Annotated in this window: 16 protein-coding genes; 1 reads left to right on the top strand and 15 read right to left on the bottom strand. The window is 48.4% G+C overall.

Translation table 11 applies throughout. From position 1 onward, the window contains the following. Positions 1–436: 436 nt before the first annotated feature. Positions 437–2,671 (top strand): helix-turn-helix domain-containing protein, encoded by a 2,235-nt coding sequence (locus NE473_RS15710; RefSeq protein ID WP_196411667.1) that lies wholly within the window; start codon positions 437–439, stop codon positions 2,669–2,671. Positions 2,672–2,762: 91 nt separating this feature from the next. On the opposite strand, the gene rfbD is transcribed toward NE473_RS15710, so the two are convergent. The 15 genes from rfbD to NE473_RS15785 form a co-directional block, all read right to left on the bottom strand. Next, positions 2,763–3,605: a dTDP-4-dehydrorhamnose reductase gene (rfbD, locus tag NE473_RS15715; protein WP_022031466.1), complete on the bottom strand. Its 843-nt coding sequence runs from the start codon at positions 3,603–3,605 to the stop codon at positions 2,763–2,765. A 33-nt stretch (positions 3,606–3,638) separates the two neighbouring features. Continuing rightward, the gene (gene rfbB / locus NE473_RS15720; RefSeq protein WP_055651624.1) at positions 3,639–4,661 is read right to left on the bottom strand and encodes a dTDP-glucose 4,6-dehydratase; all 1,023 of its coding nucleotides are present in this window, start codon (positions 4,659–4,661) and stop codon (positions 3,639–3,641) included. 120 nt (positions 4,662–4,781) lie between these two features. After that, positions 4,782–5,666 carry a glucose-1-phosphate thymidylyltransferase RfbA gene (gene rfbA / locus NE473_RS15725; RefSeq protein WP_055651623.1) on the bottom strand — a complete coding sequence of 295 codons (885 nt, stop codon included), beginning with the start codon at positions 5,664–5,666 and terminating at the stop codon, positions 4,782–4,784. Positions 5,667–5,726: 60 nt separating this feature from the next. Then, the gene (locus NE473_RS15730) at positions 5,727–6,911 is read right to left on the bottom strand and encodes a MerR family transcriptional regulator (protein ID WP_022031463.1); all 1,185 of its coding nucleotides are present in this window, start codon (positions 6,909–6,911) and stop codon (positions 5,727–5,729) included. Between the two features lie 209 nt (positions 6,912–7,120). Next, positions 7,121–8,359 (bottom strand): MFS transporter, encoded by a 1,239-nt coding sequence (locus NE473_RS15735; RefSeq protein WP_172682289.1) that lies wholly within the window; start codon positions 8,357–8,359, stop codon positions 7,121–7,123. Next, entirely contained in the window at positions 8,340–9,872 is a 1,533-nt protein-coding gene (locus NE473_RS15740) for an ABC transporter substrate-binding protein (protein WP_055651621.1), read from the bottom strand. Before NE473_RS15740 ends, NE473_RS15735 begins: the two co-directional genes overlap by 20 nt. A 43-nt stretch (positions 9,873–9,915) precedes the next feature. Next, entirely contained in the window at positions 9,916–10,836 is a 921-nt protein-coding gene (locus tag NE473_RS15745) for a carbohydrate ABC transporter permease (RefSeq protein WP_055651620.1), read from the bottom strand. 41 nt (positions 10,837–10,877) lie between these two features. Beyond that, positions 10,878–11,822, bottom strand: a complete 945-nt coding sequence (locus tag NE473_RS15750) for an ABC transporter permease (protein ID WP_138313023.1) — start codon at positions 11,820–11,822, stop codon at positions 10,878–10,880. A gap of 160 nt (positions 11,823–11,982) precedes the next feature. Further along, a complete protein-coding gene (locus NE473_RS15755) occupies positions 11,983–13,731 on the bottom strand; it encodes a cache domain-containing sensor histidine kinase (RefSeq protein ID WP_256265339.1) in 1,749 nt (582 codons plus the stop codon). A gap of 9 nt (positions 13,732–13,740) precedes the next feature. After that, entirely contained in the window at positions 13,741–15,288 is a 1,548-nt protein-coding gene (locus NE473_RS15760; protein WP_055651618.1) for a response regulator, read from the bottom strand. 71 nt (positions 15,289–15,359) lie between these two features. Next, positions 15,360–16,046, bottom strand: a complete 687-nt coding sequence (locus NE473_RS15765) for an SDR family NAD(P)-dependent oxidoreductase (RefSeq protein ID WP_055651617.1) — start codon at positions 16,044–16,046, stop codon at positions 15,360–15,362. A gap of 11 nt (positions 16,047–16,057) precedes the next feature. Beyond that, on the bottom strand, positions 16,058–16,747 hold the full coding sequence (locus NE473_RS15770; protein ID WP_055651616.1) for an SDR family NAD(P)-dependent oxidoreductase: 690 nt from the start codon (positions 16,745–16,747) through the stop codon (positions 16,058–16,060). Between the two features lie 19 nt (positions 16,748–16,766). Further along, positions 16,767–17,447 (bottom strand): ThuA domain-containing protein, encoded by a 681-nt coding sequence (locus NE473_RS15775; protein WP_055651615.1) that lies wholly within the window; start codon positions 17,445–17,447, stop codon positions 16,767–16,769. A gap of 194 nt (positions 17,448–17,641) precedes the next feature. Further along, on the bottom strand, positions 17,642–18,133 hold the full coding sequence (locus tag NE473_RS15780; protein ID WP_006772377.1) for a GNAT family N-acetyltransferase: 492 nt from the start codon (positions 18,131–18,133) through the stop codon (positions 17,642–17,644). Between the two features lie 48 nt (positions 18,134–18,181). Then, on the bottom strand, positions 18,182–18,916 hold the full coding sequence (locus NE473_RS15785; protein ID WP_055651614.1) for a ComF family protein: 735 nt from the start codon (positions 18,914–18,916) through the stop codon (positions 18,182–18,184). Between the last annotated feature and the right edge of the window lie 109 nt (positions 18,917–19,025).

Genomic DNA, 19,025 nt, shown 5'->3' on the forward strand with positions numbered 1-19,025 from the left:
TGGAAAAGAGTAGGTAATCCATAGTGCATATCGAACTTACGTTTCTTTTGAACCGTAGGTTTATTAAAGTTACCCTTTTCTTAGAAAATCTTTTTCATTTTCCTCTTGACATATTACCAAATTGCTTATCGTGCTTTATGACAAAACTATACCAGAACATTGTACGAAAATAAGTACAAGAATTAATCCTATTTCGTCTCTTTTTTCACAATCCGTCACATTTACCCTGTTTTCAAGGAGAATAGCAAAAATTCATCTGCTTTTTTACCAATTAAGTTGATTTTTTGCTATTGTTTTTGTACATTATATCTAAGTTTTGTTTTATTTTTTACCATACAGCAAAACATTTTATGCTCATTTCGTACAAAACCTTTTGACTGTCAGTGTCTTTTTTGTTATAATTGGATATAACTAATCATTGGAAAGGATGGGACCATTGGGAATTAAGCACAAAAACACCAGGGACAGCAAATGGAAAAACATTCTGAAATCCAGGCATTTCCGTTCATTTTTCTTTATCACATTTCTGTTTACTACCATTATCTTTATCATTGGCGGCGTGGTAATCACGCTTCAAAACCGGATGAAGCTGCATGAGAATCTGGAGATGAAGGCAAATTATGTTGCGCTGTCAGTCCAGGATAATTTATCAAACATGAAAAACAGCGCGGTATTTATGGGAAATCTGGCGTCCATCGAACGGGTTCTGGAAGCGAAATCACCTACGCTGGATCAGCTGGTACGCATGACCAACGATGTAACGCCTTATTCCACTCTGTATCATTACGAGTCCATCTGCCTCTTTTTCAACCGGTCTCAAAGAATCTTTGATTCCAGCGGCGGAATGTATGATTATGATGACTTCTATGACAAAGAACTGATTGAAACCCTTGAGAATATGAAGGGCGAAGAGATGTGGCTGATTAACGTTCCCTATAAGCGCTACTACAGCCCTGATCCGGCAGTTGCCGTGATTACTTATGCGCGCAGGCTTCCCCTGTACAAATCGCAGGGGAGGGGATATGTAACCGTCTCCTACTCTCTTGGCCGGCTTCAGAAAGCCGCCGCAGAGGCCGCGGGCTACACCCCCTACACGGCTACGGTCTGCTTTCAGGACCATCTGCTCTGGTCCTCCTCTGACACAGTCATGAAAACCTGGGATAACGGGCTGACTGCCGCCGAAAACGAAGGCCTTCTGCTGCCCGGCACCACCGCCTTTTCCTCCTTTTCCACGATCGGAGCCAGATGTTCCTTCCACGCGTCGAAGCTGGAACTTCTGACTGCGGTAAGCGCCACGCTCCTGCAGTGGTTTTTGATCTATCTGGCCGCAGCGGCGGCTGACTTTGCCGCCTCCATGGTTTACGGCATGATCATGCTGCGCCCGGTGGATGCGATTATGAAGAAGATCGGGATCAATCCCTACACGGAGATACCGGGAGTCCGGGAGGATGAATTTTCACTGATCAGCACCGCTCTCGACAATCTGAATGCGCAGCTGTCTGACATCGGGACCGTCATGCATGAAAACCAACAGCTGGTCCGGGAACGTCTGCTGTCCGGCATCCTCTATAACTATGTGGATATCACCAGTCTTCCGCCGGAATATGAGGAACACGGGCTCCTGTTTCCGTTCCCGTATTACGCTGTTATCCTGATTTCTCTTCCCTCTCTCGATCAGATGGAGGACTATACGAGACGGGAACAGTTAAAGCTGGTCATCAGAACCAATACCACAAATGCCTTTTCCGCCCTTGGCACCGCCTACAGCCTCTATATTGACAACAAAAGCATCTGCATTATCTTAAACACCGGGCTGTCCGATACGCTGTCGAAGGAGCTTTCCAGACTGTGCACCGCACTGAAGAAACGGATGAAGCAGACTCTCAGTGTCTATCCGCTGTTTTCCATCGGCATCTGCTCCGAGACGGAACCGGCTCCGTGGCAGGTATGGCAGCTGGCACGGCACAATTTTATCTTTACGGCTGCGGATGCCGATGACTTCGTCCTGTTCAGCTACCAGAATGAGTTCACCTCCTCCATTGATCAGGATATCGTATCTCATATTACGCAGGCCATCATCGATAAAAACGGCACCGGCTTAAAGGAGCATACCGACGCTTTCCGAAACCGCTATTTAGAGAACGGGGACGAGGAGGAAGTGAAGCGTCTGGCCCTCATTACGGTCTGCACCATCTATGCCTCGCTTTTGGAGATGAACGGGGATATTCCCGACATTCAGATGAACGCATCTGTGCGCAAACTGGAAAACGCCTCCACCATTGACGAAATCAACAAGCATTTTTGCAGCTGTCTGTTCGGGATGCTGGATGCAAAAAACAAGATTTCCACGGAATCCTACGGATACATACAGAAGGCGGTCCAGTATATCGAACAGAATTATTCACAGCCCATCACCATTCCACAGATTGCCGGCTTCGTGGGAGTCAGTTCCATCTATTTGACGAAGCTGTTCAAGCTGTCTACCGGAAAGACGCTGTCGGAGTATTTAAACTATCACCGCACCCAGAAGTCGCTGGATCTGCTGACGCATACGGAAGAGACGATCAACTGGATCAGCGAAGCCGTAGGCTACAGTGACGTGAGAAGCTATATACGGTTCTTTAAAAAATTTTACTATATGACTCCCAGTGAATACAGAAAAGAGCACTGATACTTCGCGGGAACACTCTCCTGTAAGATCAAAACAGGATTCTCCGATTACTGCATCAGAGAATCCTGTTTTTGTATGGTTTATACACCTGTTACTGAATTTCTTTCAGATACCGTCCCAGTGCATCCTGCCAGGACGGCAGTCTCTCAAATCCATTTGCTTCCAGCTTATCCTTGCTCATGCGGCTGTTCATCGGCCGTTTCGCCCTGGACGGATATTCCTCAGACGTGACCGGTACCACTTCTACCTTCATGCCCGCCTGCTTAAATATTTCTTTTGCAAAATCGCACCAGCTGCACAGTCCCTCGTTTGTGGCATGGTAGCGGCCATACCTGTCGGTCTCTATCATATCCACCAGCAGGCGGGCAAGATCGTAGGTATAGGTAGGGGAACCGATCTGATCGGATACCACAGTGATCTTATCGTGGGTCTTTCCCAGATTCAGCATGGTCTTTATGAAATTCCTGCCGTTTACGCCGAACACCCAGGCGATCCGCACAGTAAAATATTTGGTGAGATTCTCCTCGATGGCCAGCTCTCCCTCATATTTTGTCAGCCCGTAGACGTTTAACGGTTCTCTCTCATCATCCGGCTCCCAGGGACGGGTGCCCTGGCCGTTAAACACGTAATCCGTGCTGATGTACATCATCTTGATATCCAGCTCCCGGCATACCTTCGCAATGTTTTCCGTGCCGTATGCATTGACGCGTCTGCAAAGCTCTAAATTGTCCTCCGCCGCATCTACCGCCGTATAAGCCGCACAGTGGATTACCGCCTCCGGAGCGGCTTCCCGGATAACGCGGTTTACGCTTTCGGCATCCGTAATGTCCATCTCGTCGATGTCCACGCCGATCGCCTCGTGACCTCTCTTTTCCAGCTCATCAACCACATCGTGGCCCAGCTGGCCTTTTACTCCTGTTACAAAAACTCTCATAGATACCTCCATCGCGTCAGCCGGAACGGCATATTATAAACGGTCTCCATACATATTTTCGAAGTAATTCTGGTACTCTCCGTTGATGATGTGCTTCCACCAGTCTTCATTGTCCAGATACCACTGAATGGTCTGCTCAATTCCCGTATCAAAGGTGTATTTCGGCTTCCATCCCAGCTCTGTCTCCAGTTTTTTCGGGTCGATGGCGTAGCGTCTGTCATGGCCTGGGCGGTCGGAGACATACTTGATTAAGCTTTCCGGCTTGTCTAATGCCTTTAAGATCGTCTTTACCACTTCCAGGTTCGTTCTCTCATTGTGGCCGCCGACGTTGTAAACCTCGCCTTCCCTGCCTTTATGGATAATTAAATCAATGGCCTCGCAGTGATCCGCAACATGGAGCCAGTCACGGACATTCTCGCCGGTTCCATAGACCGGAAGTTCCTCATCTGCCAGCGCACGGCTGATGATCAGCGGAATCAGTTTCTCCGGGAAATGGTAGGGTCCGTAGTTATTGGAGCATCTTGAGATCGTGACCGGCAGTCCGAAGGTCCTGTGGTAAGCGAGTACGAATAAATCGGCGCTCGCCTTGGAGGAAGAGTATGGACTGGAGGTGTGAAGCGGAGTCTCCTCTGTGAAGAATAAGTCCGGGCGGTCTAACGGAAGGTCGCCGTACACCTCGTCGGTGGATACCTGATGGTATCTCTTAATTCCAAACTCCCGGCAGGCGTCGAGCAGGGTGGTGGTTCCCATGACATTCGTTCTCACGAAGCTCTCCGGATCGGTGATGGATCGGTCCACATGGCTCTCCGCCGCGAAATTGACGATCACGTCCGGTTTTTCTTTTTCAAATAAGTCAAAGATGAATTTACGGTCCGCGATATCACCTTTCACAAACTTGTAATTCGGCTTCTCCTCTACCGGCTTTAAGGTCTCCAAGTTGCCTGCGTAAGTGAGTAAGTCTAAGTTGATGATCTCGTAATCCGGGTATTTGTTTACCATGTGATGGACGAAGTTGCCTCCAATGAAGCCTGCGCCTCCTGTAACGATGATTTTCATGTGTGAATTCCTCCTGTTTTTCCTTTATTCCCGCAGGCAACGAGCCGGACGGACGCGCTGGCGCGTCCATTTGGCTACTGCCGCTCGCGGCGGGGTTTTTAACTTTATCAGTCTGTCCGTTTACTTAATATCAATATATTTGCCGGCCAGAACATCCATGAGATAATGGCCATACTGGTTCTTCTTCAGTGGTTCGATATCTTCTAAGAGCTGGTCTCTGGTAATCCAGTGATTAAGATACGCGATCTCCTCCAGGCACGCCACTTTCCTGTGCTGATGGGTCTCCATGGTGCGGACAAAGTTGGTGGCGTCCGCCAGGGATTCGTGGGTTCCTGTGTCGAGCCAGGTAAAGCCCTGTCCGAGAAGTTCCACATCCAATCTTCCCTCTTCCAGATAGATCCGGTTCAAATCGGTGATTTCCAGCTCGCCGCGGGCGGAAGGCTTTAAATTCTTTGCATACTCCACCACCTTATTATCGTAGAAATAGAGTCCGGTCACGCAGTAGTTGCTCTTCGGATGCTCCGGCTTCTCCTCGATGGAAATAGCCTTTCCGTTGGAATCAAATTCCACGATGCCGAACCGTTCCGGATCGTCCACATAATATCCGAATACGGTAGCGCCCTCTTTCTTGTTGGCGGCCGCCAGAAGCCGTTTTGTCAGGCCGTGTCCCGCAAAGATATTGTCGCCCAGAATCATGGCTACATTATCATCCCCGATAAATTCCTCGCCAATGATAAACGCCTGGGCCAGTCCATCCGGTGACGGCTGAACGGCGTAGGATAAACGGATTCCGAACTGGCTTCCGCTCCCTAAGAGCGCCTCGAACCGCGGTGTGTCGTCCGGAGTGGAGATGATCAGAATATCTCTGATTCCCGCGTTCATCAGAACGGACAGCGGATAGTAGATCATGGGTTTGTCATAGATCGGCAGAAGCTGCTTCGATGTGACCATCGTCAACGGGTAAAGTCTTGTGCCGGAGCCTCCGGCGAGGATAATTCCCTTCATAGTGTGTTCCTCCGTATTTTATATTTTACAAAATCTGTCCCGCGTTTTGTTTCTTCGGTTTCAGTTCTTCCGGCATCGAAAGATACCGGCTCTCTTGGTAACGAAAAGCGTCCCTTTTTTCTCGATCTTTTTCTTTAAAAAGTCCCGGAATTCATCGTACCGCTCACTCAAATACTCCTGCTGATTGCCATGACAGGAGAGAATATACTCCATCAGCGGTCCCTCGTCCCGGACTTCTAAATGGTCCTCATAAAGGATCTCTTCCACCCTGCCAAAATGGCGTTTCAGTATCTCACAGCCGTTTTCAAGACCAAACGCATCGTATAAATTCACTTCCGACAGCACGATCCGCGAATCAAACTCCTTCACCAGCTGGCTGATCTCCTTCATGTGTTCCCGGCCATAAGTGCTGCAGAAAAATGTTCCGTCCGGCTTCAGCACCCGCCGCACCTCCTCCAGCGCACCGTCCAAGTCCTTTAAATAGAACAGTACATGGTTGGCTGAGACCTTATCAAAGCTCTCCTCCGCCTTGGGAATCCTGCAGCAGTCAAAGACTTCATAGGAAAATCTTCCGGGCACTCCCTTGAGATGTTCCCTGGCGTCCTGTATCATTCCCTCCGAGACATCAGACAGGCAGATAACCGCATCCGGGGGAATTAAGTCCCGGTTCTCTCTCCACAGTTCTCCGTTCCCGCAGCCTGTCTCCAAAACCGTTTCACCGTCTTTTAAATCCAGCTGGGAGTACAGCCACGGAAACCAGCCCATGGGGTTCCTGGCATATTTCCTGTGAAGATCGATCCTGATGCTTAAGTTGGCCGCGTTCTTGTACTGCTCCACCAGACTCTTTTCCATATTGGTAATATGGATTAAGTGCAGGATTTTATTCCAGTCTATAACCGGATTGTCCTTTACCAGCTTCGAGGTCTCCGAGAGAGTCTGCTCTACCAGCTTCAAATGCTCAATCCGCTTCTTCACCAGATCCAGCTGAAGCTCCAGAGACTGCTCCACATAGCCGTTGTCATCATCGTTGATGGTGATTGAACGAATCTCGTCTAAGGAGAAGCCCAGATATTTGAGAGAAAGTATCTTCTGAAGCTTTGCGAAATCGGAATCCGTATATAACCGGTATCCCGCCTCGCTCATACCAGCTGGTTTAAGCAGGCCCTGTTTATCGTAATAACGGATGGTCCGGATCGATACATTTGCCTTTTTTGCGAATTCTCCGGACGTATAATACCCTTGCATCTTCTGCATCACCACCTTTGCTCTGGGATCTTTATGTTACCATTATACAGGGTGACGTAAGGGAAGGGTCAAGTGTTTTTTAGATTTTCCCTAATTTTCTTTTTACACACAAAAAGATACGGTCTGACCGGAAAGTTCCAGTTCCGCCGTATCTTCTGCTGTATCTGCTTTACCTCTATTTTATTTCTGCTTTTCTATTGTCTTATGATTTACTTTTCATTTCCCTCTGCCTGCTTATCCACTCCCTGCATCCTCCTGTACACAGTCAGTATCGCCGTACAGATAACCAGCAGCACCGGAATCACCATCATCCCCGCCAGATATCCTGCGGCATCCACCAGGGCCCCGATAAATCCCGATAAAACCGTGCCGATCAAAGAGCTGGTCAGACTGACTGTGGAAGTCGCCGTACCGGAAAGATGAGGATACTTCCCGCACGCCATGCCAATAATGGACGGGAATGCAGCTCCAGTCAGTGCTCCTACGGTAAAGAGAACGGCAATCAGGAAGACTCCGTTTCCCAGGAGAAACGCCGCAATATAGAGAAATGCGGAAAGAAAGCACGTGGTGCAGAGCCACTTGCTGTACTCTATCTTCCGATCCACAGCCGGCTGCATGAATCTGCCGGCCACGATTCCACCCCAGAAAAGAATCAGAGCCATGCTGGAAACACTCCGGTCCAGTCCCAGTCCGTCCTGAATATACGTGGTAATCCAGAGTCCAATCGCTGATTGGTGGCCCATATATGCGGCGCACAGCAACGCCAGAATCAGTATGGTACGGTCCGCCAGGAGGCGTTTTACACCTCCCAGCAGATTACCGTTTCCTGACTTCTTTTTATCGTCCTTTACCGGAATTGCGATGATCACAAAGGCCAGAGTAACTGCGGTGCACAGAACACCAAGATTTACAAAAGATCGGTTCCACGGCTGGCCGCTCCGCTGGACTATGGAGGCGTAGATTGGCCCTGCCAGCGATCCCAGACTGAAGAATGCATGAATCATGTTTAAATATGCGGTCCTCTTATCCCCATACGCTTCCGATACAAACGCGCTGATCAGGAGATTTAAGTAACTGTTCGCCACCCCCAGTGCAAAAAAGAACACAAGAAGCATCACATACGCCGGAGCTGCTCCGATTCCAAACAGTACCGCAGTATAGATCGTAAAAAACACCACGATCAGCTTAAGCTTAGGAAACCGATCCGATAAGACGCCGCCAAATATCATGGCCGCTATCCCGCCCACATTCTGAACCGATCCGATAATTCCAATCTGTGTGTTGTTCAGATTATAGCTCGTAGTCATTTCCGGAATCAGAATACCAATCATTGTTGAAGAGATTGCAAAGAAGAACATGATTCCAAACAGGCAGTAGATAATGATTTTCATCCGGCCAGAGTGTACCGCCTGCCCTTTTACCGCCATACTACTTGTTATTTGCTGCATAGAATTCATCCACCTGCCTCTGTAATTCAGCCTTTACCTTGTCATTACCGGCGGCCTTCGCCTTCTCAGCCAGTTGTGCTAAATCCTTCTGCACATCGGTCGTCATTCCCAGCCTTAAAGGTGCGTTATACTGCGAGTACACATTCTGCATGGCCGCGTACTCGGATTTTACCGGATCGGTATCCATGTTAAAGTTACGGAAAATATTCTCCACCGTGATGTCCTCGAGAGCCTGTTTCTGTTCCGCATAATCGTCGGGCGCATTGGCTGGAACAAGGTAGAACTGCTGGCTTCTGAAGCCCCAGGTTCCCGGCTCCGGAAGGAACATGGCCGTGTCAAGAGGCGTGTAACGGTTGTTCTCTTCTCTGCGGTAATCCTCTCCCTCAATTCCATACGTGAGCAGGTCATAATACGTCTCATCCGTCCTGATCTTGTCGAGAAGCATCAGCGCTCTTTCCGGATGCCTGGATGAACTGGGTACCACCATACAGTCCTGGGTGTAAGCCAGATGGTTTACATTCGGCTGAACATTATACCAGCGCACCTTCCAGGAAGGATCACAGATCTGATAGTTGGAAACGCCCTGATCAAAGTTTCCAAAGCCGCCTGCTGCCACGCCAGCCTGAACCATATCGGTAGAAGTATCCTTGATGGAAAGCGCAGATTTAGGCCACAGCCCCTCATCCGACCATTGCTTTGCCTTGTTTAAATACTCCTCATAGCCCTCCCACTCATGAGCCGCAATAACCTTCGGACTTCCGTTTGAACTGTCTATATAATAGATTCCGTACTGGCCGCCGTTCACCGGGTACAGTCCCTTGGATTCAATGTAAATGTCAGTCAGAACATGATCCTGTCCGATAGCGGCCAGATTGCTGAACTGTGTCTCCCCGGCATTGACTGCCTCTAAATATTCCATATACTGGTCAATATCTTTGATCTCGTCAAATCCGTACTTTTCCATCATGTCGCCCCGCACAGTGACGCCGTATGCGCTGTAGGTGTAGAAATTCGTCGGATACGCGTAGAGGTGCCCGTTGATTGTAGCCTGGGCCAGCGCTTCCTCCGGCTCCAGCTTCAGGCTTTCGGCACAATATTTTGGCAATAAGTCCTCAAGCGGCATAAACGCCCCCTTCTGTGCCAGATTCGCAAAGTTTACCCAGGTTCCGCCATAGGCCAGATCAAATTCCTCTCCCGAAGAAAAGATCAACGGATACTTTGTCGCCATATCACCGTACTCAATAAAGTTGACTGTCAATGTACAGTTTAAATCCTTAAGTGCCAGTTCGTTAAATTTCTCCAGAACGGTGTCGTATCTGGCAGGTCTCGGCCCAAGCAGATACATAACCAGATCCACCCGTTCCCCGATATCGGAGCCTTTTGTCTCACCGTTTTTCACCGATGTCGTCTGCTCCCCTGTATTGCCTGTCTCCGCATGGTTTCCCCCGCATGCGGTAAGTGTCAGCATCCCGGCCGCCAATAGTAACGCAGCACTCTTTCTCAGCTTCTTCATAAATTTCCTCTCCTTTATTTATTATTTATGTAGTTTTTTATAGCTATCCCTTAACAGCGCCAATCGTGATTCCCTGTACGAAATACTTCTGTACAAATGGATAAACCATGATCACCGGTCCCGTAGCAATTACCGCCATAGCCATCTTCAGCGAGTTAGACGGCATATTATTCGCAGCAATTCCAATCTGGGCCGCAATTCTCGCCAGCACCTGTTTGGCCGCCAGCATATTGTAAAGCAGGTACTGCAGCGGATATTTGGTATTGCTTTCGATGTAAAGCATGGCATTATACCAGTCGTTCCAGTAATCCAGTGCGACAAAAAGTCCCACCGTGGCGAGCCCCGCCTTCGACAGCGGAAGCACAAACTGAACAAAAATCATGAATTCACCCGCTCCATCCATTTTAGCAGACTCGATGATGGACATTGGCACGCTTGACATAAAGCTCTTTAGCACCAGCATGTAAAATACGTTGACCAGGTAAGGCAGGATCAAAGCCATCAGACTGTCTTTCAGTCCCAGGTACCGCACCACAAAGATATAGATCGAGAGCATACCTCCGTTAAACAGTGTGGTAAAGTAAAAATAGAACGATATCTGATTTCGGTACTTAAAATCCGGCCGCGAAATCACATAGGCGGCCATAGAGGTAATTAAGAGTCCCAGACCGGTACCAACTGCTGTGATAAATATCGTAACGCCGTAAGCCCTGAAAATATCCATCGGATGCTCAAACAGCGTCTTATACGCCTGAAAGCTTATCTTTCCCGGAAGCAGCCCGTAACCATGCTGCATAATATAGTTTTCTTCTGTAATGGAGGCGGATATCAGCATGATGAATGGAAGCAGGCAGATTGCCGCCAGAACTAACATGATTACGATACCAAGAATATCAAACGTCCTCTGTTCCTTTCCCCGTCTCACTGTTAATGCGTCCGTCTCATTTTCTTTCGATTTTCCCATTCTTTTTCCCTCTCTTCTATCAGACATGCATTACGTTCCCGTTAAAACAGGGCGTAATCCGGATCAATCTTCTTAACAACAGCATTCGCGATATTGATAATTACAAAACACATGACTGACTGGTACAGAGTGGCAGCTGCCGTCATTCCCATATCGGTTCCTGAAAGAAGGGAGCGGAACACGTACGTGTCTATAACATCTGTAATATCGTACAGCTGTCCGTTCATTCCGATAATCTGATAAAACATCTGGAAATCTCCCCGGAGCACTTTCCCCAGATTAAGCAGGAAAATAATAATCAGCGTCGGTTTGATTCCTGGAATCGTTATATACCTGATTTTCTGCCAGATATTCGCTCCATCGATATCTGCCGCTTCGAAACACTCCCGGTCGAGTCCCGCAACCGCCGCTATGTAGATAACGGAATTATATCCCACCCATTTCCAGGAATTGAAAAAGATAATGACCAAAATCCATGCCGCAGGAATCGCATACATATTGATCGGATCCATACCGAATTTAGTCAAAAGATTGTTCAGTGTTCCCGTCTCATAATTGAAAATGTTCTGTACGAACGCCCCAACGATGATCCATGATATAAAGTACGGAAGAAAGATGATGGACTGAGTCGTCTTCTTAAAACGCCTTCCCCTCATCTCGCTGAGCACAATGGCCACGACCAGAGCCAGTCCCTGTGAGATCAGCAGATTCACTACATTATAGAGAATTGTATTCCGTGTCAGCTGCCAGCCCTTGCCTGACGCGAAAAGAAACCGGAAATTCTCAAGTCCATTCCAGGGGCTTCCCCAAATCCCCTTTGCGTACCGAAAATCCTTGAATGCCAGCACCAGTCCATTTAATGGAATATAACTGAATACCAGCACAATGAGTACTGCTGGCAGAATCATGAGGAACAGTGTCCTGTTCTTTCTTAGTTCATGCATTACCCCTTCTTTTTTCATGATCAGTTTTACGCCCTTCCCCAACGGGCGTTTCCCCCTTTCCCAACTCTTTGGTCCCTTCGCTTCTGTGAAGCTATAAAACTGCTGTCACTCTGAAGGGTGAAATAACTTGTGGCTATAGCAATATCTTACTATAGCCACAAGTTACTTCCAATATAAGGAAACTGCGATTTTAAGGAGAAAACTAAGGTTGTGTTTTGATACGGATCGTTACTGTAGTTCCTTTCCCGACAGTGCTTTCATATCGCAGGCCATACCCTTCTCCGTACTTTAAGCGTATCCTGTCATGAATATTGAAAACCGCATAGTGGGAATTATTCTCATCCACTTTCAGTATATTTTCCAACTGCTCTTTTGTCATCCCTTTGCCGTCATCCTCCACTTCGATGATTAAGTCCTCCTCTTCCACCCGTGCTCTTACCGTAATACTCTCTTCCCCTTCTTCATCGGCTGATATCCCGTGGGAAATGGAATTTTCGACAATTGGCTGCAGGGTCAGCTTCAGCATTTTTTTATCCATCAGTTCTTCTGGAATTTCCACAGTTAGATGAATTCTTCCATCAAAACGAAAATTTTGAATTTTCACGTAAGTCACAATATGTTCAATCTCATGGCGGAGGGACACCGTATCAAAGCCCTTGCGAAGCACCGACTTGTAATACCGTGCCAGCATCTGCACCAGTTCACCGATCTCCGGCGCGTCGCGCTCCATGGCCTCCCAGTTGATTAAATCCAGGGTATTATAGAGGAAATGAGGATTAATCTGGGCCTGGAGCGCCTTCAGCTCTGCATCCTTAATCGCAATACCACTCTCATATTTCTGCTGGATCAGTTCGTCGATCTCTCTGCGCATCTCCTTATACTCACGGCCCAGCTTTCCTACCTCGTCATCCGGATCCGTGGACACCTCCTGCACTACATCCTGATCCCGCCAGTGACTCATCTGGAAGGAAAGCTTCTTGATCCTGTCGGAAAAGCTTCCCGCGAAAAAATAGATGATGCAGGTGGCTGCTCCCATAATCGGAAGCAGCCCCCAGATCAGGCCGTCGCATACTCTGCGGCTTTTCGTTCGCAGTTCCCTTAATGGAACAACGGCTGCCATGGTCCACCCCGTATTCTCCAGTTCCATCCGGTTCATCATATAAATTTCTTTTTCCTTACTGACCTCTCTCCAGCCATCCTCCCCGTCTCCTGATTCTTCCATGAAAAAATCCAGATCCATGTTATCTGCCATTGATCGTCTGGAGCTGCCGATCAGTTTATTGTCCTGATTTACGAGATAGACGCATCCGCGTTCCGTGCTGTCCGCCTTTTCCAGTATCTCATTGATTGGAGCCACCGGCAGACTGACCTGTTCCACACAGAAGGTCTTCGAGTAATCGTCCTGCTGCACTACACGCCGGGTCAGTGACACCACACGCTTTTCCTCTCCGGTTAACGGCATGGTAAAATCATAGGGAGCGGACCACACGGCCCGTTCCCCCTTTCCCTCCATCTGTTCCATGAACACCGGATCCAGCCTCTCCAATGACAAGAAATTACGGCTTGTATCCTTATAAGTATAATTGTCCGGTGCATATATACAAACATTTATGATACTTCCCGTCTCCAAAGACTTCATAAAATCGGAAATATCTGACCAGTACCGGTATTCCTGCCCCGGATCCCGGTCAGTCTCATTGACGCATCCCTCCAGTACCAGGTAGACATCCCGGTTATAATAAAGCGTATCCGACGCATATGCCACCATCTTCGTCTCCGACTCCACAAAGTTCTTGGCCTGTTCCATGGAATTATCGAGGAAATGCTGCAGATTGCTCATCTCATACCGCATAGTCCTGGCGTAGATAAAGGCGAAAATCAATGCATAAGAAACCATGGCCGCTCCCAAAAACACCACGACATACTTTGTCTTCAGTGATGCATTCTTCATAGTTCCCTCCTACATCCTCGTCTTTCTAAAATCAGACGGATTGACTCCTTCCTGGCGTTTGAAAATCTTTGCAAAATAGTTCTGGTCGCTGTATCCGCACTGTTCTGCAACCTGATATAGCTTCAGTGATTTATCCTCTAAAAGCGCTTTTGCTTTTTCTATTCTCACCAGGGTAATGTACTGTCCGATTGTAAATCCGGTCTCCTTTTTAAAGAGATTGGACAAATACGTAGGTGTCAGATAAACGCTGTCCGCCAGAGCGGTAATATCCAGGTCTTCTCTGGAAAAATCTTTCTTTATCCGGCAGATCACTTGAAAAACCGTGTCACTCAATCCCTCTCTCTCATGGCTGGGGGCCAGCTTCTTCTCCGCCTCGCTTAAAAAGCAGTTGTGCAGATCTTCCAGAGTTTCAATGGCATTTATGGTAAACCAGATCTCATCTCCAGTTCTTACCACCTCCTGATGGAGCAGCTTCAGTGCGGCGCACTCCACCGCGTAAAGCAGTTGGAAATAGACCTTCCTGATCTCGCTGACCGAACAGATACTTCCGCGCCGGAGGGTCCGGTAAAGCCGCTCCTCCCATTTAGAGATTCCCGGAACATCATAACGACGGATAGCCTCCTGAATTTCTGAAACCTTCATCAGTTGTCCGCTCGTCTGCCTCTCCTTCCCGTTCTTCTGGTAAAAGGCGCAGCCGCCATACCCTGTAAAAAACAGCTCCTCCTTCATCTGTTCCGCTTTTTCGAATGATGAGGCGATCTGCTCCAGGCCGCAGACAACGGAACCAACAGCACAAAAGAGCGGTATCCCCTCATGATTCAGCCGCTCAACCAGTTCCAATATTATATTTTGTATACTTTCTTTTATAAAACAGCCTTTTTCTGGACTGAACAGGATCATGACAAGCTCCCGGTCACTGCGGAAGTATTTCACCGTCCGCTCCTGCCGTTCTTCAAAATACGGAAGGATGGTTCCCAGGAACTCCGCTCTCACTCTGACGGCTTCCCTCGCCTCAAATAACAACACTTGGAAACACGTTCTCCGATCTGCCGGAAATTCCAGGAATCGGCAGTTATCGAGGAGCTCGTCTGTAATTTTCCCCCCGATCAGCCCCTTGACCACAAATTCCTCGATCACCGGCAGATTACAACGGAGAGATGATTTTAAGTATGCCGTTTCGTGGTTTGCAAAGCAGTGATCCACGGCTTTTTGGATCGCAGCTTCCAGTTCATCAATAGAAAACGGTTTTTCCACAAAGCTTACCGCTGATAAACTGATCGCAGCAATTAAATTCTCCTTATCCGCATAGCCGCTGATAAAAATCAGGCAGCAGGCCGGAAGCAGCTCCTTTAACTTTCTGCACAGTGTAACACCATCCATATCCGGCATGCGGATATCAGAAATGACTATATCCGGTTCCCAGACAGAGCTGATGCGCAGCGCCTCCAGGGCGCTGCCTGCCGCTTTGATCTGTTCGATCCCCAGCTCTGTCCAGTGTACATACTTCAAAATACCGTTTCTTGTAGCCGTCTCATCGTCAACAATCATCAGTTTCATATTCTATTTCCCCCAACACCCCTCTGATCACAGCCACGTCATTAAAACGGGTTTACATTTCCTGGCTTCCTTTACCACGGAATCTCATGAAGATACCGGTCTCTCATAACGAGGCGGTTCTCATCAGAATGAATATACGGCTCCTTCTCATCATAGCAGAGTCCACGCTCAATATATTCCGCACCGCAGATTCCCCCGCTTCCTTCCTCCGTGTAACAGCGGAAGGTAAATCCCTCTGGCCGCAGACGGTTAAAATACAGCTTTTCCATCATATGAATCGCCGCCAGTGACATATGATATGCGAAATCATCCGTTTCCTTTGTCCAGCTGATACTGGATCCGCTTTCGGTAATCACTGCAATCCGCTTTTTTTCTCCCTGCCTTAAGAGAGGCAGTGCGTTTTCTATTACCTGACGCAATCCATTTATATTATAATCTAAAACACGGAGTATGTCATCGTAGTCATGGTATTTTCCTATCTCCCCATCGTCTTTCGCATGACGGCCCGCTAAAAGTACCAGAATATCCAGTTTTTTTTCTTCCCTTGTGATCCGCTCCGTTAATTCCTTTGTTTCCTCTGCTCCCAGATCGATCAGCATAGCTTTCAGGCCCGGATATTCCTTTTCCAGTTTTTCGGCAAGCCATGCTTCTCCATTTGTAACTCCCACGTAGACGGCATCTCCACGTTTTAAATACCAGACGGCGGTCTCAAGCGCCTCCCGGTACTCCGCCCCCACAACTAATACAGTCTGTCTCATCGCTTCTCCTCCTAAAACGGCCAGAACTCATTGGATACGTCTGTCATAGCAAGCACATCTTCCCAGTCTCTGTCCTCTGCAAACTGTGCATATGCCACCGCGGCAGTCTCCTCAGGTTCAAAATTGCCGACTGTGCTCTTGACGCCCATCATATAGCTGCGCACCCAGCCGGGATGATACAGCCGGAAGGTATATCCCTCTTTGGACAGTCGGTTAAACATCAGCCTGACTTCCATATTCAGCGCCGTCTTTGACATGCAGTAGGCAAAGCCCTCGGCACGGTGGGCGACAGAAACACTCCCAGCCTCCGATGAAACGAAGCAGAGCCGCTTAAGTCCCTTCTTCATCAGTGGAAGAAATGCCTCCACCATGCGCATGGGGCCAAGGGTATTGACGTGAAAGACAGCCTTCATGGCGGCCCTGTCATCCTCCATGCCTCCGATTCCGGCACAATTGACAAGCATATCCAATACTTCTGTACGTTCTGCCACATATCTGGCTGCATTCTTTACAGATTCCGTGTCTGCCACATTTAAGGGAATGATCTCGACCTGTTCTCTGTATGTGTCCTGCAGATTACTTAGTTCAGCCCAATCAGGCATAAACTGACCGGCATATACTTTCCATCCATTTTCCACGAACTGCTGGCAAAGGGCGAATCCAACGCCTCTGTCAGCTCCCGTTATAAGCACTGATCTCATCTTATCTCCTTTACCATTCTCACATGCACCAGTCTATGGCATTCCGCACGATCCGCCTGAAGTTCTCATTTTCCCATACGGCCAGAGTGTGCCCCGGCATGAGAACGCATAGCTTTCCCCTGCCTATCGTTTTCACGTATCCGCCGGTCTGAACGCCTCCCGTCTCCGAGACTGTCTCAAACAAAGTCTCTGCGCCTTCTCCAAATACCTCTACCTGATAATGTTCATCGCGCTCGGTAAAATCACTTACCCCTTTCATAATCGGATGTTCCGGATTCGTCACGCGGACGCTCACCGGACAGCGGGGCGGATGACCCGTAAAATGGTTTCCGACAAACTCAATATATTCTCTGCATGGCTTCTGGAACTTTTCCTCCGGTTTACAGAATTTTTCGGAAAACGCATTGCCGGAATGAATGGAAATAAAGCCCCCGCCATTTTCCACATATTCTAAGAACTGCTGCGGGCAGACCTCCGTCACCCCCTCTTCAAACCATGGCTCCGTATTGGCCGCAATCACATTATTGCTCTTGCAGTTGATCACAACCGGATACTGCGCAAGCCGTTCCGGGGTAAGAATATCCTTTACCGCAAGGATAAAATCAAACTGATACGCATCTCCCTCCATCAGCGCAAATCCTTTTTCGATCACCTCTGCCGGATGCCACAGGTCATCACATAGAACTAACACCCGTTTCATAAATTACCTCCTTCTCCCTGATTCCTACACATTGTCTCAAGTTACTATGTTCATTATAGTGGTATCGCGGAAAATAAACAGGATACGAAACTATGATTTTAAGGAAAATTTTTCGTTATTTTTCGCGGAAGAGTTGTAATGAGAGGAGGGGAAAGAAAAAAAAAGGAAGCAGAATTTCCGCTCCCTCTTTTCTCTTACACCATCATCTGATAATTCTCAATATCCAGATACTTTCCAAACTTCACGCCCACTTCTTTGATCGTCCCACAGTGCAGAAATCCCAGTTCCTCGTGCAGATGGATGCTGGCCTGGTTTCCGCCGGTAATCACGGAAATAACGGTATGGATGCGTTCATCCTCCCTGGCCATATTCAATATATGCAGCGTCAGCTTCCTGGCAATTCCGCGCTTCCGGTAATCTCTGTGAACATAGACCGACAGCTCCACGGTTGCCGCGTAGGCTTCCTTCACACGATAGGGAGACAGGCTGGCATAGCCAACGGCATGGCCGTCTTCCACCGCCACAATCAGGGGATGATTGCTTATGTTATGGGCATAGTACCAGTCGAGACGCTCCGACAGCGTCCTTGGATTGATATCGAAGGTCGCCTCCCCGTGCAGCACCTCATAGTTATAGATATCCAGAAGATAAGGAACATCCTCCTCCTGTGCAATTCTGATTTCCATAAACAGTTCCTCCTGCGTTTCTAATTTCTTTTCCTATATTACAATATTTTACTGTCCCCGTCCAATACAAATCGCAATAAAATAGACATTTTTCACCCCCGTCCGCAAAAGAGCCCTGGTGCACGCCTCGATCGTGCTTCCGGTCGTATAGATATCATCCACCAGAATCACCCGCCTTACCCCTTCTGGTACCTCTCCCGCCATGAACGCCTCCTCAAGATTATGAAGCCGTTCCTTTGGATTTAACTGTTTCTGCGGCGCAGTCTTCTTACTGCGCACCAGCAGCTCTGTACGCACCGGAATTCCCAGTCTGGCTCCAATCCGGCAGGCAAAAATCTCAGCCTGGTTGAATCCCCTCTGACGCCGCCGCGACGGATGGACAGGAACCGGCACCAGAGCGTCGGCTCCCAGCCGCAGCAAAGCAGTCCCATACCGCAGACAGACCGCCTCCGCATAAAAATCAAGATATTCCCGCCTGTTTCTGTACTTGATATCTGCCATGGATTTTTTCGCGGTGTCATTATAATTTAACAGTGCCCGCCCATAATCGAAGGAACGCTTATGCTTCGTACAGTCGAGACAGTACTCCCTCTCGGCACTGGATATCTCCTTTCCGCACTTCTTGCAGACAGGCTGCTTCACAAAAGACAGTTTTTTCACACATGCCGGGCAGATCAGCTCTCCTTTGGGCAGCACGATATCGCCGCAGACGGGGCAGCGGCGCGGAAATAGGAGATCGGTTAAAAAGGCTCTGAGCAGAACCGTAATAGTCTCGTTCCTCATATTTTATTCTCCTGTTGGGAATCTGTCATGAATGATTCTGTTTCTGAATAAAAAAGATAAGAGTAATGCTGTGGATGTTCCGAATAATAATGTGGGACCATACCGAAGT

Origin of the sequence: Hungatella sp. SL.1.14, from assembly GCF_024460495.1 — a bacterium.
GTDB lineage: Bacteria > Bacillota > Clostridia > Lachnospirales > Lachnospiraceae > Hungatella > Hungatella hathewayi.